This window comes from Paenibacillus sp. y28, assembly GCF_037137075.1.
In the GTDB taxonomy this organism is placed as follows: domain Bacteria; phylum Bacillota; class Bacilli; order Paenibacillales; family NBRC-103111; genus JBBBNV01.
Genome location: NZ_JBBBNV010000029.1, coordinates 20,872 through 35,603 on the forward strand (window position 1 = coordinate 20,872; position 14,732 = coordinate 35,603).

10 protein-coding genes and 1 pseudogene are annotated in these 14,732 nt (G+C 55.7%); 5 read left to right on the plus strand and 6 right to left on the minus strand.

The window, feature by feature from the left end; all coding sequences use genetic code 11:
- Positions 1–200 precede the first annotated feature (200 nt).
- Positions 201–1,310, minus strand: a complete 1,110-nt coding sequence (locus WBG83_RS18775) for a GerAB/ArcD/ProY family transporter (RefSeq protein ID WP_336746854.1) — start codon at positions 1,308–1,310, stop codon at positions 201–203.
- A 192-nt stretch (positions 1,311–1,502) separates the two neighbouring features.
- On the opposite strand from WBG83_RS18775, the gene WBG83_RS18780 reads away from it, so the two are divergent.
- Both WBG83_RS18780 and WBG83_RS18785 read left to right on the plus strand, forming a co-directional pair.
- Positions 1,503–2,171 carry a hypothetical protein gene (locus tag WBG83_RS18780; protein ID WP_336746855.1) on the plus strand — a complete coding sequence of 223 codons (669 nt, stop codon included), beginning with the start codon at positions 1,503–1,505 and terminating at the stop codon, positions 2,169–2,171.
- Positions 2,172–2,262: 91 nt separating this feature from the next.
- Positions 2,263–3,819: a glycoside hydrolase family 28 protein gene (locus WBG83_RS18785; RefSeq protein WP_336746856.1), complete on the plus strand. Its 1,557-nt coding sequence runs from the start codon at positions 2,263–2,265 to the stop codon at positions 3,817–3,819.
- A gap of 368 nt (positions 3,820–4,187) precedes the next feature.
- Here the strand turns inward: WBG83_RS18785 and WBG83_RS18790 are convergent, their stop codons facing one another.
- On the minus strand, positions 4,188–4,739 hold the full coding sequence (locus WBG83_RS18790; protein WP_336746857.1) for a nitroreductase family protein: 552 nt from the start codon (positions 4,737–4,739) through the stop codon (positions 4,188–4,190).
- Between the two features lie 156 nt (positions 4,740–4,895).
- Here WBG83_RS18790 and WBG83_RS18795 point away from each other — a divergent pair, with 156 nt between their 5' ends.
- Positions 4,896–5,513 carry a PadR family transcriptional regulator gene (locus WBG83_RS18795; RefSeq protein WP_336746858.1) on the plus strand — a complete coding sequence of 206 codons (618 nt, stop codon included), beginning with the start codon at positions 4,896–4,898 and terminating at the stop codon, positions 5,511–5,513.
- A gap of 352 nt (positions 5,514–5,865) precedes the next feature.
- Here WBG83_RS18795 and WBG83_RS18800 read toward each other — a convergent pair whose 3' ends face one another.
- From WBG83_RS18800 to WBG83_RS18810, 3 genes and pseudogenes are all read right to left on the minus strand, one after another.
- On the minus strand, positions 5,866–6,789 hold the full coding sequence (locus tag WBG83_RS18800; protein WP_336746859.1) for a M15 family metallopeptidase: 924 nt from the start codon (positions 6,787–6,789) through the stop codon (positions 5,866–5,868).
- A 335-nt stretch (positions 6,790–7,124) separates the two neighbouring features.
- Positions 7,125–8,402 carry a right-handed parallel beta-helix repeat-containing protein gene (locus tag WBG83_RS18805; RefSeq protein WP_336746888.1) on the minus strand — a complete coding sequence of 426 codons (1,278 nt, stop codon included), beginning with the start codon at positions 8,400–8,402 and terminating at the stop codon, positions 7,125–7,127.
- Positions 8,403–8,927: pseudogene (locus WBG83_RS18810) on the minus strand (family 16 glycoside hydrolase); the annotation flags it as partial. It lies immediately after the preceding gene.
- 514 nt (positions 8,928–9,441) lie between these two features.
- On the opposite strand from WBG83_RS18810, the gene WBG83_RS18815 reads away from it, so the two are divergent.
- Positions 9,442–10,443 (plus strand): Gfo/Idh/MocA family protein, encoded by a 1,002-nt coding sequence (locus WBG83_RS18815; protein WP_336746860.1) that lies wholly within the window; start codon positions 9,442–9,444, stop codon positions 10,441–10,443.
- 144 nt (positions 10,444–10,587) lie between these two features.
- Here WBG83_RS18815 and WBG83_RS18820 read toward each other — a convergent pair whose 3' ends face one another.
- Positions 10,588–12,747, minus strand: a complete 2,160-nt coding sequence (locus WBG83_RS18820; protein ID WP_336746862.1) for a YhgE/Pip domain-containing protein — start codon at positions 12,745–12,747, stop codon at positions 10,588–10,590.
- A gap of 215 nt (positions 12,748–12,962) precedes the next feature.
- Between WBG83_RS18820 and WBG83_RS18825 the strand changes: the two genes are divergently transcribed.
- Entirely contained in the window at positions 12,963–14,444 is a 1,482-nt protein-coding gene (locus WBG83_RS18825; protein WP_336746863.1) for an ArnT family glycosyltransferase, read from the plus strand.
- Positions 14,445–14,732: the final 288 nt, after the last annotated feature.

The window sequence follows — 14,732 nt, forward strand, 5'->3', positions numbered from 1 at the left end:
CACTTCATTGTACAACTAAAAGCTGCACTGCTTCCCTAATCAGCATCGTGCCACAGGCGGCGGTGAATCGTGCGATAGCCCGTCGGGCGCTGCATGGGGTTGACATGTGGTCGACCGACCGCCGTCATGCAGCGAAACACCGCGCGCTGGGAGCGGCCTTCCATGTAACGCCATACGGCGCACGGGGAGCTCCCTGCCAATCAGGGAGTCGGTGTCCGGCTTTTCATTTTTTTGCGGATCGTATGGACACCCAGCAGCAGCAGCGGGAGCCCGATGCTATACATGAGGATGAACGGAATCCAGGAGTAATCATAGCTTGCTGCATGGATGGTGCTGGGGTGGACAATGAGCGAAAAGTCAACCAGCAGCAGCCAGGACGGCAGAGCCAGCGGCCGGAAGCTGGAAAGCTTCAGGAGTTCAAGGACCCCCTTTACGGATGCATAAAAATACATCACCGTCCTGAAATATAAGGAGATAATCCAGATTAGCGCCATGATGGCTTCAATCCGCTGCAGGAAGTCCCCGATGTTGATGATTCGGGCCAGTGTGTAGCTGGGGTATACCTTCATAGCTGTTATCGTCGGTCCCAATGCCAGAATCGTAAGGAGACTAATAATCTCCAGCACGAGGCCGCCCAGAAAAATACCCTTGCCCATAGCGGATCGGGCTTGCTGAGGCTGCTTCAGCGCAATCGGATACACCATCAGCATCACGATCCCCGGAAATGACAGGATGCTGGAATAATGGAGTACGGATCCGGCAAATCGCGCGGGGCTGGCCTCAAAAACCGGCTGGATGTTCTTGAGATCAATGAGGGGGACAACCGTGATAGCCAGTATCGAAAACAGCAGCACAAACCAGGGAAATAAGATTTCCGCCGCTCGGGCGATGGTCGGCAGCCCAAGATAAACACCCAGTATCACAACTCCAGTGAACAACAGGTGTATGAATTGTATGGGTGTATCCGGCATCCATTCGATCAGGACGAACGAGCTTACATAATAAACAAGCTCAGCGCTTGAAGTATAGCACATGAAAATAAAAGAAAGGTTGAACAGTGTACCGATCGGCTTGCCGAGAATAAATTCTGTTTGCTGAATGAAGCTGAGGCCCGGGTGTAAGAGAGCTACAGCAGTATAAAGACGCCCGATCAGAAGCCCCAGGATTGCGCCTGCCAGAGCGACAAGCCAAGCGTCCTGTTTGGCCTCGGAAGCCAGCGGGGCAGGAAGAATCAGAATAGTAGATCCGATTGTAAATAAAATGACCATAATCGTAAACTGGCGCGGTGTAATAAAGGTATCGTGCTTCATGAGTAGTGGCTGCCTCCATGATTCAAGTAATCAGGCTGTGTTATTATTCCCAATATGCCCGGATTTAACCAGAAAATGGCTTCGAAGCAAGAACAATCAAACCGGGCAAAAAAGTATGGTTGCTTGTCCGGCTGAAACGGATAACAATAGGGGTAGGGCTTGCCACATCATGGAGAAATGGAGCAAATGCAGATGAAGCGATTCATTTACCGGGCACAGCTGAAGCCCGGCCAGGAGGAAGCGGGTGTTCAGAAGCTGTTGTCAGACCCTGCCCCTCAGCAGCACATACACAACGGGAACCTCATGTTAATCGGGGCGTTTCGCTGGGAACGTAATGTCTTTTTGTATTATGAGTGTATTGGGGAGGCTCTGACCCCGGAGGAGCTGTTCTCCACAGCCGGACACGATTTGGAGGATTGGCCGGGGCGGCCGGAGAAGCGAAAGTGGATTCTGATGGTGGATGTGTTCCACTTCAACGAGCCGGCCAGCCGGGAGCATTGGCTGCGCAAGTCGCCGGTGGAGCGGCGTGTAGGCCGGGTGGCGCATTTGAAGCCGGAGATGATTGCCAGCTATGTGTACTACCATTATCAGCTGCAGGAGGAGCGCGCCTTTTTGGGGGACAAATATGAGATTATCGCCATGCATGAGAATTTGATGTTCGGCTATCAGGAGTTTCCGAAGGTCATCGAAGAGCCGGTACTGCCCAAAAAACTGGCGACATCCGGCACGCCCGAGAATTGGGAGGATTCCCGGATGGATTTGCACTTCCAGCCTTGGGAGGATGGGCACCTGTTCTTTAAGCCGGTCGAAACGATATTTACCTTGTACTGCGGGGACTGTGCGGAAGAGAGCCAGGCTTAAGCTGCCTGAAGAGCCCCTGCTTGTGTGTGTCTTGTTTAGCCAGTAAACACGGGTTTACTACAACGAATGCAGCCAGTAAAGGAGAACGATTATGACCATAGTGAACATTCGCGATTTCGGCGCGGTGGGCGATGCCGTAACGAAGGATACCCGGAGTATCCAGGCCGCCATTGACTATTGTGCGGAGCAGGGCGGGGGGAAGGTCATTGTGCCGAAGGGACAATTCCTGTCCGGTACCTTGATGCTCAAATCGTATGTGAATCTGCACCTGGAGGCGGCCGGACGCATTGTCAGCAGTATGGACGAGGCTGACTTTGCTCCCCCGGAAGGAACGTTCCTCAGCGAGGGACAAGGCGGCAGCGCGCTGCTCTGCGCCAGACATGCGGAGAAGGTGTCCGTTACCGGGCCGGGAACTATCGATGGCCGTGGAGAGCATTTTTTGGAGCCGGAGGATGGGGTAAACGACTATGTGCTTCTGCCGATTAAGCCATTCCGGCCGAAGCTGATTGACTTTGAAGGCTGCAGCGATGTGCTGTTCCGTGATGTGACGCTGTGGAGAGCATCCTCCTGGGGGCTTCATTTAACCGGCTGCAAGCGGGTTAACGTGGAGAGCATCAAAATTATGGGCCAGCACCGGGCTCCGAACAATGATGGAATTGATCCGGACTGCTGCCAGGACGTGCATATTTCGAACTGCCATGTGGAGACCGGGGACGATTGCATCGTCATTAAAGCAACGAAGGCCAGTGCAGCCCGTTATGGCGCGTGCGAGAACATTACTGTAACGAACTGCACGCTGTATTCCCATGACAGTGCGGTGAAAATCGGTACGGAAACCCATGCCGACATCCGGAACGTTGTGGTACAGAACTGCGTGGTTCGCAACTCCAATCGCGGCATTGGGATTTGGGTGCGGGACGGAGCCACCATAGAAAATATGCTGTTCTCCAACCTCGTCATTGAAACGCGCCTGTTCAGCGATGAGACGGAAACGTCGCGCGAGCTGCGCTGGTGGGGCAAGGGGGAACCGATCTTTATTACAGCCGAGCGGCGTAAGGGCGGGCAGCTTCCGCCGGGAACGATCCGCAATATCCGCTTCGAGCAGATTTTGACGGAGAGTGAAGGCTGCATTTATATGGAGGGCTCGGAAGAGAGCGCTATTGAGAACATCACCATTCGCGGCATCCGGCATACGATGCGGCAGAAAAGCGGATTTCCGGGCGGGCTGTTCGACACCCAGCCGTCGGAGCGCGGTGTGTTCCCGCATGAAATTCCGGCCGTTTTTTGCCGCCATGCCCGTAATATTGCGCTTCAGGATATGGAAATCGTATGGCAGGGGGAACGCAATTCCCACTGGTCTCATGCGATCCAGGCGGAGCAGGTGGACGGACTGCGTCTGACAGGACTGAGGGCTGCGCCGGCTCAAGCCGGGGAGACTGCCGTAGAGCTGGACCGCGTCCGGGGGCTGACAGTGGAGCAGTGCAGGGCGGAAGCAGGCACAGGGACGTTTCTGCGTCTGACAGGCACCGAAGCGTCGGAGCTGTTCGTGGTCGGGAATGACTTCGCCCAGGCCGGGGAAGCGGTTCGCTTCACGGATGGCGCCGATCCGGACTATTTCTCGGCGGCGAACCGGCTGCCAAAGGCTTGAGCCTTGAGCCGCTTACGCCATTCGGCTTAGCAGACCGGGCATGATCTATGTCGGGCTATAAGAGCGGCTCGCCTGATACCGGAAGACTCCAATGAAAAAGAGAAGCGCAAAAACGGTAATCCCCAATCGGACAAACAGGGCCAAATAGCTTTGTTTGTCCGGTTGTCCAGACATTCTGAAAGGCAATGTCATGGCGGGGATGCCGCGAGGCGCTTCTCTTTTGTGTTAGAGCAGGCATCGGGCCTCTCTTTGGACATGTGGTCGACCGACCGCCGTCATGCAGCGAAACACTCCGCGCTGGGAGCTGCGCGCGGTGCGGGAGTAAGCTCCGGCGTTATCGGTTGGCTAAAATCGGCGGGGAAGCCGGCTTAGCTGTCAATAACCGTCAGCCGATCTGCTGCCGGGATGCGCGGCTGGGCGGCAGGAATTTTATCCGGGTAGCCAACGTGGAGCACGCCGACGATTTTCTCACCCGGCTTCACACCAAATGCTTCACGGAACTGCTCCTGATACATAATACCGTAGGTTTCCCATACGAGCCCAAGACCCTGTTCCCAGGCGAGCAGGCTGAAATTGTGGATGATGCAGCTCGCCGACGCATAGTCCTCCTCGCGTGTCGCGGGGTTCGGGTCCTCCTTCATAATAACGGCTAAATACAGCGGGATGCTCATTAATTTCTTGACCAGCTGGTCCTGCTTCTCGGGATCACCGGCGAACCGGCCGTTTTTGGAGCGGGCTACCGGCTCCAGCCTGGCTTTGCCTTCTCCATGCAGGATAACGAAGCGCCAAGGCTGGGTCATTCTGTGATTAGGCACCCAGACGGAGGTGTCCAGCAGCTCTTTAACGAGATCTAAGGAGACCGGACGGTCCTGGAATACATGTACTGAGCGGCGTTCTTTAATGAGTTGGGATAGTTCCATGGTGGTCAGCCTCATTTCATCAACTAGTTAAAGTGGTTATGTCCCCATATTAATTGATAATAATAATCATTGTCAATATAGTTTGACAAAATAACGATATATCGTTAATCTAATAATACGATATATCGTTAAATAAAGTAAAGAGGTGTTCTACCGATGCGCGATCATCATGGACGGGGTTCCTCCGAGGGCCGGGAGAACGGCTTCCACAGTATGGAACGTAAAGAGCAAGCGGATCACAGGGGCGGCAAGCGGTATTTCGGACGCGGCGGCATCAGATGGGCGCTGCTGAAGCTGCTTGCTATTGAACCGATGCATGGCTACCAAATGATGAAGGCGCTGGAGGAGCAGTCGGGCGGGGTTTATGTACCGAGCGCAGGCTCGATTTATCCAACCCTGCAGCTGCTGGAAGACCATGGGCTTGTGTCTGCCCGGGAGGAAAGCGGCAAAAAAATATATCATCTCACGATCGAGGGCCGTGCCGAGCTGGCTACCCTGCCTGAGCGCGGTCATAGAGGCCCCCGGCTAGGCGAGCCGCTTGACCCTGAACGCGAGGCGTTCCGCCGGGAACGGGTCAAGGGCAAGCTGGGTATTTCCGATGCTTCCTATGATGTGCTCCAGCTGCTGGTACGGGCGGAGCAGCATGCTTCTGCTGACAAGGCGCGCACCGCTGTACACCGCCAACTGATGGCGGACATTCACAAGCAGCTGCTTGCCTATGTGGAAGCTGTAGAAATGGAGCCGTCGCCCCCCGCATCGAACGAGGACGCATAAGTCCGGTTACAACAGCCTTCCAACGGACATCCCTTACAGGCAGTCTACGGGGACTGAGGATATCCGGTTTGCCGCCATGCCTCATTGACACGTGTGGCCGCCTTTCTTATGGAAGCCGTTATACCGTGTCCGGGACCGGGAAAATTGTAGCGCGAACGCCTGTCAGCGGAAGGGAAGGGCTTGCAGAAACGGGTTGTTATACCGGAGGGTGGCGAATGGCTGTCGTAATATTCGTAATAGTCGTACTAGCTGACCTGCGATTCTGAATCAAAAAGGCACACGCCGCCTGGGCTTTAGTCCGGTGCGGGGTGTGCCTTGAATGCTTTATTAGGAAGTATGGCTTGCCGCCTGTTTATTGCTTGGAGCCGGATACTTCGACTACATGCTTGTATTCCTCCAGGGTAATTCCTCGCTTGTGGATGTCTGCGGCAGCTTCAAACCCGACATACCGCAAATGCCACGGTTCATAAGTATAGCCGGTGATGTCTTCCTTGCCTTTGGGATACCGGATAATGAATCCATATTCATGCGCGTGATCGGCGAGCCACTTGGCTTCCTTTGTTCCGGCGAAGCATTCCGTAGCGGCACAGCGGCCATCCGCTCCTGACACATCAATGGCCAGCCCGGTTTCATGCTCGCTTGTTCCGGGGTAAGCGCTGTAGGTGCGCGCTTTTTCCTCTCCGTCCTTCCGGACGTAGGACTCGAACAGCTCCTTCTGTCTCTTATGCGAACGGTAGGCGGACACGCCGGCCAGCGGGACTCCGTCTTTACTGGCGGCAGCAAACATTTTCTCCAGAGCCGCCGCAGCTTCCTTCCGCATCTGCCGTTTCTCGATTTTTTCCTCGAAGGTGAATTTCACATTGGGGTACACCAAATCGGCCGGTACATAATCCTCCGGCAGCATCAGCTGCTTGTTCACGACAGCCGCGATGGAGCCCGCATCGGTAATCGTCGACAATTTGGCGGAGCTGCTCGTTTTGGCAGGCTGGGCCCCGTTCTTCGTACCGCCGGATGTGCTTCCATCGGCAGTGTTTTTGCCCGCGTCGTTTTTGGCGCTGTCTTTTCCCGGTTGGGCGTTGGCTGCCGGCGTGCTGGAGGCTGTTTCGGTGGTCTCCTTGTTGCCGGAGGTCGGGGCCCCGGCCGTGGTTCCCTCCGTACCGGCTTGACGGTTCTCGCTGACTGTATGGCTGCCGACCGGTTCAGTCTTGGAGCCGCATGCCGATATGGACGTTGCGATAGCAAGCATTAGTACGGCGGAGAGTATGACGTTTTTCAAAATGGTATTCTCCTTTTCCAGTTGTACAGGGCAGTCATCGATTGGCATTGCCGCCCTTTCTATATGATAAACGTAAAAAACGGAGGAATCCACCACGGGCGCATCGCTGCCGAAGCAGATCGTCCAGGCGCATCTCCTCTTAGCAGCGCACTATGCATGGAGCATGAAAAAAGCCCCTGCCGCAGAAGCGAGCGTACACCGTAGTGTACGCTGCTTTGCGAATAGGGGCCGGTATGCAGCGGGATTGGGCCAGGCGCCTGGCTCACGCCAGGGCGGCGGGCATCGCAGCGCCGGGAGAACGTGCGGCGCAGACCTTCGGCCTAACCCGGAACTGCCTAATTGAAGATCGCGCCGATATCAGTGCCGCTTGGCGTGCCTGCGCTTTTCAGGTCACTGCCGGAGGCCAGCTTAAGGAAGTTGCCCAGCACCGGATAGCCGCTGGAATTGCGTGTCAAGCTCGGTGTCAGGCTGACAAAGTCGGCACTGCTGGCGACGAGGCCGTTTGCATTGGTGCTGGCATTATTTTTCCACCAGACGTTGCTGCCGGACACATCGGTGCCGCTTGTTTTGTCGCTGGACCCGCCTGCGAGAGACAGGTTGTTTTTGAACTGGTGGGTGCCGGAATCAAAGGCGAAGTTACTGCCTCCGTTGCTCCACGACGTATTGTTGGTCATGGCGATGGAGCCGGGATTGCTGTTATAAGTGAAGCCGTGCTTCTTGTTCTGGTAGGCGATGCTGTTCGTGACAATATGATTAACGGAGATGGACTCTCCGCCCAGCTTGAACCCGTTGCCGTCACTGTTGGAGGTCGTGTTGCCGTCCGAGGTTTGCCCGTTATGATGGGAAATGCTGTTGCGAATCGTTACAGGGCTGATCGCGCCGGTGTCGCTCTTGGTATACAGATCCCAGCCGTCATCCGTGTTATAGGCGGCGATGCAGCCGTCAAACACATTGCCCGGGCCAACCGTTAGCTTGGCGGCGAAGCCGTCGGCATCCTCCCCGTCATCCGGATCGAAGTTGTCATGGGAATATACGTTAATAATTTCGTTGTAGCTCGGCCACTCACTCACGGCGGCGGAGGAGGAGTAACGGCTGATTTGCAGCCCGCTATCACGGTTATGGTGGGTTTCCACATTTTCAATCCGGTTGTAGTTGCCGCCAATGAAGATGCCGTTATCTCCGGCGCCCTTCACCTCAATGCCTTTTACCAGCCAATAGCTGCCAAAAATTTGCAGACCGCGCTGTGTGGAATCAAAGGCTTGCGCGGAGAAATCCAGAACCGGCTTCTCACTGCCGTAGGCCACGATATTTTTACGTGCGCTGGTGGAGCTGCCGCTGTTCGTCCGTTCAATGGTCACCGGAGCGGAAAAGCTGTACGTGCCTCCGCGCATATAAATGGTTCCCCCCGCGCTGACATTGGTCAGAGCGGCAGCCAGAGTCGTTGGGCTGCTAAGCGTTCCCGGGTTGCTGGCGGAGCCGTTCGGCGCTACATAGAGCGCGCCTGCTGAAGGTGTTGAAGTCGGTGTAGCTGTAGGCGTCGCAGTTGGCGTTGCGGTTGGTGTTGCCGTCGGCGTTGGGGTCGGTGTTGCCGTCGCGCTGTCGGAGACGACCAAATCGTCGAATTTGCTGACCGTCTTGTAGGCGACGAGGCCGACAGCCCCGGAGGACAGGCTGGAATCAGTGGCCGTCAGCTGAAGCGTGCCGTTGACGTACATATTCAGCGTTGAGCCGGTCATTTCCAGCTTAACGGTGTACCAGGTGCCTGTCGCTAGCGCGTATGATTTGCTGGCCAATGTGGTAGTGGAGCCGCCGACCTTCTTGCGGATTTCCAGTGTACCGCCGCTGCTGTTATAGAGCGAGGCGGCGTAGAAGTTATTGCCGTCCTGATAGCGTCCGGCCACATACGTCCGGTTGGAGCCATTGAAATTGTCTACCTTGACCTTGGCCTCTACGCTGTAATTGGTCCAGGACTGGCTGCCTGCCGAAGCGCGTCCTTCATTCGTGCTGGACTGGTAATATACATAGGAGCCGCTGTCCTGTACGACGGACCAGGTCCCCGAGGTGGAGGTCCAGCCAGATGCGTCGCCGTCATTGAAATCGTCGCTGAAAACGGTAGCTGCTCCTGCCGGAACGACCATAACCAAGGTCAGAACCAGAGCAAGGCATAGCAGAATGCTGATTTGCCGATAGATGGGCTTCACAAAAAATTCCCCCTGCTTTTAGATAAATTCACGACCAAATATGAAACAGTTTCTTGCAATACTTAAAAGCGTGGATCGACCTCCTTCGGATTGGTGGAAACAGACAGCATTCTCCTGCCGACGGTATCGTCCTCCTTTGCCAGGTGAATGAAGTGTTCGCCCCCTCATTATTGTGCCTGCACCGGAAACGATCAAGCCGCTTTCTTCAACAATTCCCCAATTCTAGGAAAAACCTGTTCTAATGACACCGCTGTTTATAACCAACTGTTTTCCTGTTCCCAGGTGCAGTGCAGATTGTCCGGGCCGTACATCCTGAAGAAGGCGGCATACCGGCCGGGGCAGAGGTGGACGGGAGGGAGCTGAGCGTGTTGTCCGCAAGGACAGCATTCATTATAATGATAACGAAACGATGGTCTGGATTGGCATAGAATTAAGTAGGGAGTGAAGGACAATGGCAACCATCAAGTGGGGTGTACTTGGGTATGCCCGGATTGCAAAAACGTCGGTGCTTCCGGCAATTGCTGCTGCACATAACTCGGAGCTGCGCGCGGTTGCGTCCAGCGACCCGGAGAAGCGCAAGGAATGCCAAGCGCTTTTTGGCTGTCCTGTCGTGTATAGCGGATATGACGAGCTGCTGGAGGACGCAGAGGTGCAGGCGGTTTATATCCCGCTGCCCAATTCGATGCACAAGGAGTGGGCATTGAAGGCGATCCGCAAAGGGAAGCACGTTCTGTGCGAGAAGCCGATAGCCTTAGACGCCGCAGATGCGCTAGAAATGATTCAGGCAGCACAAGAGAACAAGGTTCTGCTCATGGAAGCGTTCATGTACCGTTATACGGATCGGATCAGGCAGGTCAAAGCAGTGCTGGATAGCGGTGAAATCGGAGAGGTTCGCTACATCCAGTCTACGTTCCGGTTCCTGCTGAACCGGCCGAATACGATTAAGGTCCAGCCCGGGCTTGGGGGCGGATCGCTCTATGATGTAGGCGTGTATCCGGTCAATTTCGTCGGCATGGTCATGAATGGGCAGCTTCCAGAGTCGTGCGTAAGCGAAAGTGTTATGGAGAACGGCGTCGATATGATGTTCTCGGCCTTGCTGAAATACCCGGGCGGCGTCGTTGCTTCGATTAACAGCGGATTTAACGCGTTTGCCCAGATGAATTCGGAAATTATCGGCACGAAGGGCCGTATCGAGGTGCCGGACACGTTCCAAGGGAGCGAAGGCGCAATCACTGTGGTCACGGAGGCTGGCAGCCGCCAGGTGGCGGTCCAGGAGTCGGATCGGTATACGCTGGAGGTTGCGGATTTCGCCGATGCGATTATAGCGGGGCGTCAGCCGCTGTTTACGCTGGAGGAGACCCACCGGAATATGCAGGTGCTGGACATGCTGTTTGCCAGTATGAAATCGACCGGTTGCCCAACCGGCATATTCCGGAAGCCTGAACGAGCATAAACAGAAGAAAACCGGTTCGACAGCGAAGAAGCTGTCCGGCCGGTTTTTTATTTTTCGGGGCAATGGCAGGATCGGCCTGCTCCACCTCCCCCGGTTCTTCGGTTCTTCGGCTATGTTTCTCACCGGACTTCTTGTGGCGGGAGGCTAATGCAGGAGGCCGCTTTCCTTGGCCTTTTCGACGAGCCGGGCCGATTTCTGATTGATCCATGTTTTGAGCGCCAGCCCGATAACCAGTGTAAGGCCCACATACATCCCCATCATCAGCAAATCCCGAAGCACAATGTCCCACAGCATGCCGCCAACCGCTTCACGCATGAGGCTGATTGCATAGGTAAACGGCAGGTACGGATGGACAGCCTGGAAAAAGGGCGGTGTCAGCTGAATCGGAAACGTTCCGCCGGAGCCGGCCAGCTGCAGCACGAGCAGCACGATGGCCATCGCTTTGCCTACATTGCCGAATACCGATACGAGCGTGTACACCACCAGCATAAAAACAGCACTCAGCAGCATGCCGAACAGGACAAACCACAGCTTTTCCGCAACAAAGGTGCCGAGCAGGTAAATATCCCCCAAGGTGCACAGCACCGATTGCAGAACAGCTAATGTAGCGAAGGTCATATACCGGCCGAAGTAGACTTGATAGCTCCGATAATTCGATCCGGGGTGATGAACCTCAACCGACAGCAGGGAGACGAGCAGCAGCGCTCCGACCCACAGCGACAAGGTGGTAAAAAAGGGCGACATGCCCGACCCGTAATTCGGAATTGGAAATAGCTTGTTTTCTTTCACTACAACAGGCTCGGCAAAAAATTCGCTTTCCCGCTGGGCATCATTTTTGAGCAGGTCAATGATTTCATTTAAGCTGTCTTCCTGTTCAAAGGCGCGAATGCGCTCGGCAAGACGGTGGATCTTGGCCTCCACCGCAGGGAGGTTCTCACGAATCCGCTCCAGCTCCTGCTTGCCCGCAGCTAGCCCGGAAGAGGCATTGTCCAGCACCTGCTTCACATCAGGAATGCTCCGGGCTGCTTCATCCATCAGGGTGTGGGCTTTTCGCGATGCTTGCTTCGCCCGGTCGATTCCCTGCTGCACCTCCGGCTGAATCTCGCTGTCATACCGGTTCAGCAGATCGCTGATCCGGGCGGAGGTGTCCTTGCTCAGCTGATTTAAGCTGGCGATTAACTGATCGGCCGGTTGTTGACCCTTATCAACGGCCTGCTTGATTTGGCTGACAAGCAGCTCCTGCTGCTGGAGATTGTTTTCCACCTGCTGCAGCTTACTCGTCACCGGAGCGGTGCCGCTAAGCCCCGTCAAGCCATGCAGCCGATCGAACAGGGCCATCATGCGGCCGGTTACACCCAAAGCCGCGTTCAGCCTTCTGTCCATCCGTTCCAGCTCAGCGCTTGCCAAGGACGGGACGAACCGGGCTCCCTGTAAAATGACGGTTAGCTGCTCTGTCGCCTCCGCCGCTTGCTGCAGATACAGCAAATCCTGCTTCATGCCCGGGGAAATCGCATCCAGCGCCGTGTCCGTTTGATCCAGCAAATCCTCCAGCCGGGCGGCCGCATCGGACCCCGCTTGAGCCAAATCCGCAACCAGCGGCAGATGGGTCTGGGCTTGATCTACAATAGCGTTCGTTCTCCCGATTTCATCGAGCCCGGTGTTTACGGCTGCATTCATCTGCGGAAACAACGATTCCAGCTTAAAAATAAGGTCGCGCACCTTTTGAATCGTTGGGAGCTCCGCCTCCAGCTCCACCCCGATTTCGTTCATCATGCTGAAAATAATGCCATTGGCGGTTTTGACAAAGCTGCGGCTGACTTCATCGGAAATGCCGCTGGCCCCCTTGGCGGTAATTTTCGGAGCAATGGCGTTAATTTTCTCGTTCACAAAGTAATCGATCTCGGCCTTTCGCGGGTTATCCGAGAGAACAGTTGCAATTCGGGCCGAGAAATCGGCGGGGATTACAATGGCTGCATAATAATCGCCATGCTGCACGCCGTCCATCGCTTCCCGCTCATGAACAAACGTCCAGCCTACAGTATGATTATCCTGGAGGGATGCTATAATCTCATTGCCGAGATTGACTGGTTTGCCCCGTATCTCAGCGCCCTCGTCGTTGCTGGCCACCGCAATGGCGAGCCCTGCCGTATTGGAATAGGGGTCCCAGGAAGCCAATATGTTGAACCAGGCGTACAGCGAGGGCAGGCAAACCAGGCCGGACAGGATGATGGCTGCGGCCCAATTGGTCACAATCTTTTTCAAATCCTGAGTGTAAATTGAAACAATCGGTTTGATGGTTTTCATTTTGCTCTCCTTGCCGGTGAAGGGATGATATAGGTAGTATTTCGGCATCACCTGCAAAACATTCCAGATCCAGCGCCGATCCCTTAAGCTGTTATTCGCGGGAGGCAAGAGGGGCGCAGGAGAAAGGCGCTCCGCCGCAGCTCTTTTGGGTTCGTGGTATAATTGGGACAGTGCAATATAACAGGAAAAGGATGGAAGACGGTGAGGGAAACGGAATGAGGATCGAAGCAGACATTCGTGCCGGAGCCGCAAAAAGCGGGCATAAATCAGGGCGTAAGCTAACGTATCGTATCGTTGTGTCTGCAGGAGCGGTCTTCTTTGCCCTGCTGCTCTGGTTTGCCGCCCAAAACACAGGGGGCTTTCTTCTGTCCGGGCTTGGCTGGCAGAAGGCCAGTCTTCTGCTGGGCGGTTCAGCTCTAGTGCTGGTGCTTGCGGCGGCGGCGGCGGAGAGGATGAACCGAATCGTGTATTTGGGGCTGCTGCTCGCGCTTGCGGCCGCCCTCCGCTATGTATGGGTTGTGTCTATGGATACCCCGCCGGTTTCGGATTTTCTGGATATGCATCAGGCGGCACTGCAGGCGGCGGCAGGAGATTACAGCTTCGGCACAAATGCGTATTTCTCCCGGTGGATTTATCAGCTGGGCTTCGCTATGGCCCAGGCGGTGATGGTAAAGTGGTTCGGGCCGTCGCTGCTGGCGCTGAAGCTCTGGAATGCGGCGCTCAGCACAGGAACGGTGCTGCTTGTGTACGGCATTGGCCGGACGGTGCTGAACGAAGCGGCTGGCAGGGCCGCTGCGCTTTGTCTTGCGATATACGTGCCCAATATCATCATGTGCTCTGTCCTGACCAATCAGCATTTGTCAACCTTCTTGTTTGCCGCCGGATTATATGCGGTGCTGCATTGGCGGCTTGCGGATTGGTACAGCTGGGCACTGATTGGACTGCTTTTCGGCCTGGGGAACATCGTGCGGCCGCTGGGCGGCTTCTATCTTGCGGGGCTGGCCGTCTATGCAGTGGTGTTCCTGCTGCTCCCTTGGGCCCGCCGGGGCCGTGTGCTTGTGCTGCTGCGGCTGGCCGGAGTCATAGTGATTTACATGCTTGTTCAGCAGTTCGTCAGCTGGGCTTTCATTGCGGGGGGAATTACCCCGTACAAGCTGTCGAATCCGGAGCCGTACTGGAAGCTGGTGGCCGGCCTGAACGCCGAGACGACCGGCGGCTGGTCGTGGGAGGATGAGCAGGAGGTGCTTCGCTATCCGCTTGGAGAGGCGCGCAGTGAAGCTGAATTAGCTATCATTCGAGAGCGTATGGCGGATAAGGAGGCCCTGCTGGAGCTGCTCGGACGCAAATTTGTGCTGATGTGGGGCGGGGAGGATGCGGCTCCGGTGTGGAGCTTATGGGGAATGGAGGAGCCGGGCTTGAAGATGCGGCTCATCGCGCTGGAGCGGGTCATGTACACGCTTATGGCAGCCTTCGGGCTGCTGGGCCTATTGGCATGCCTATACCGGGGCGCGGAAGAGAAAGGCCAAGCGCTGCTGATCCTGCTGCTGCTTGGCTATGCGCTGCTCCATCTGGCAATTGAGATTCAAACCCGTTACCGTTTCGACGTAATGCCGCTACTGCTGATACCGGGAGCGTACGGATTGTCCCTGGCGGCAGACGGTATAAAAAGGCTTATTCGTCGAAGGAGAGAGACATAGCCCGGCGGCCTGCCAGGCCTTCCCTTGATATGCGCATACTGGGATTGGACCGCTTGCCGGGCCCACTCCCAGTATGCGCGTTCTACAATGCAGGTATGTTGGGCCATTGCGTGATAATCGTTCTATCAGCGCAGACCTGCGGGCTTTTCCCCGATCTGCGCATTTATCAACGTGGGCAAGCCGGGCCCATACCCCGTCTTCGCGATCTATCACCGCGAAGATTCGGGCTCCACAGGCTTCATGCTTTGCATCTGCTCCGTGGACTCTTTTCCTTTTTTTATCTACACC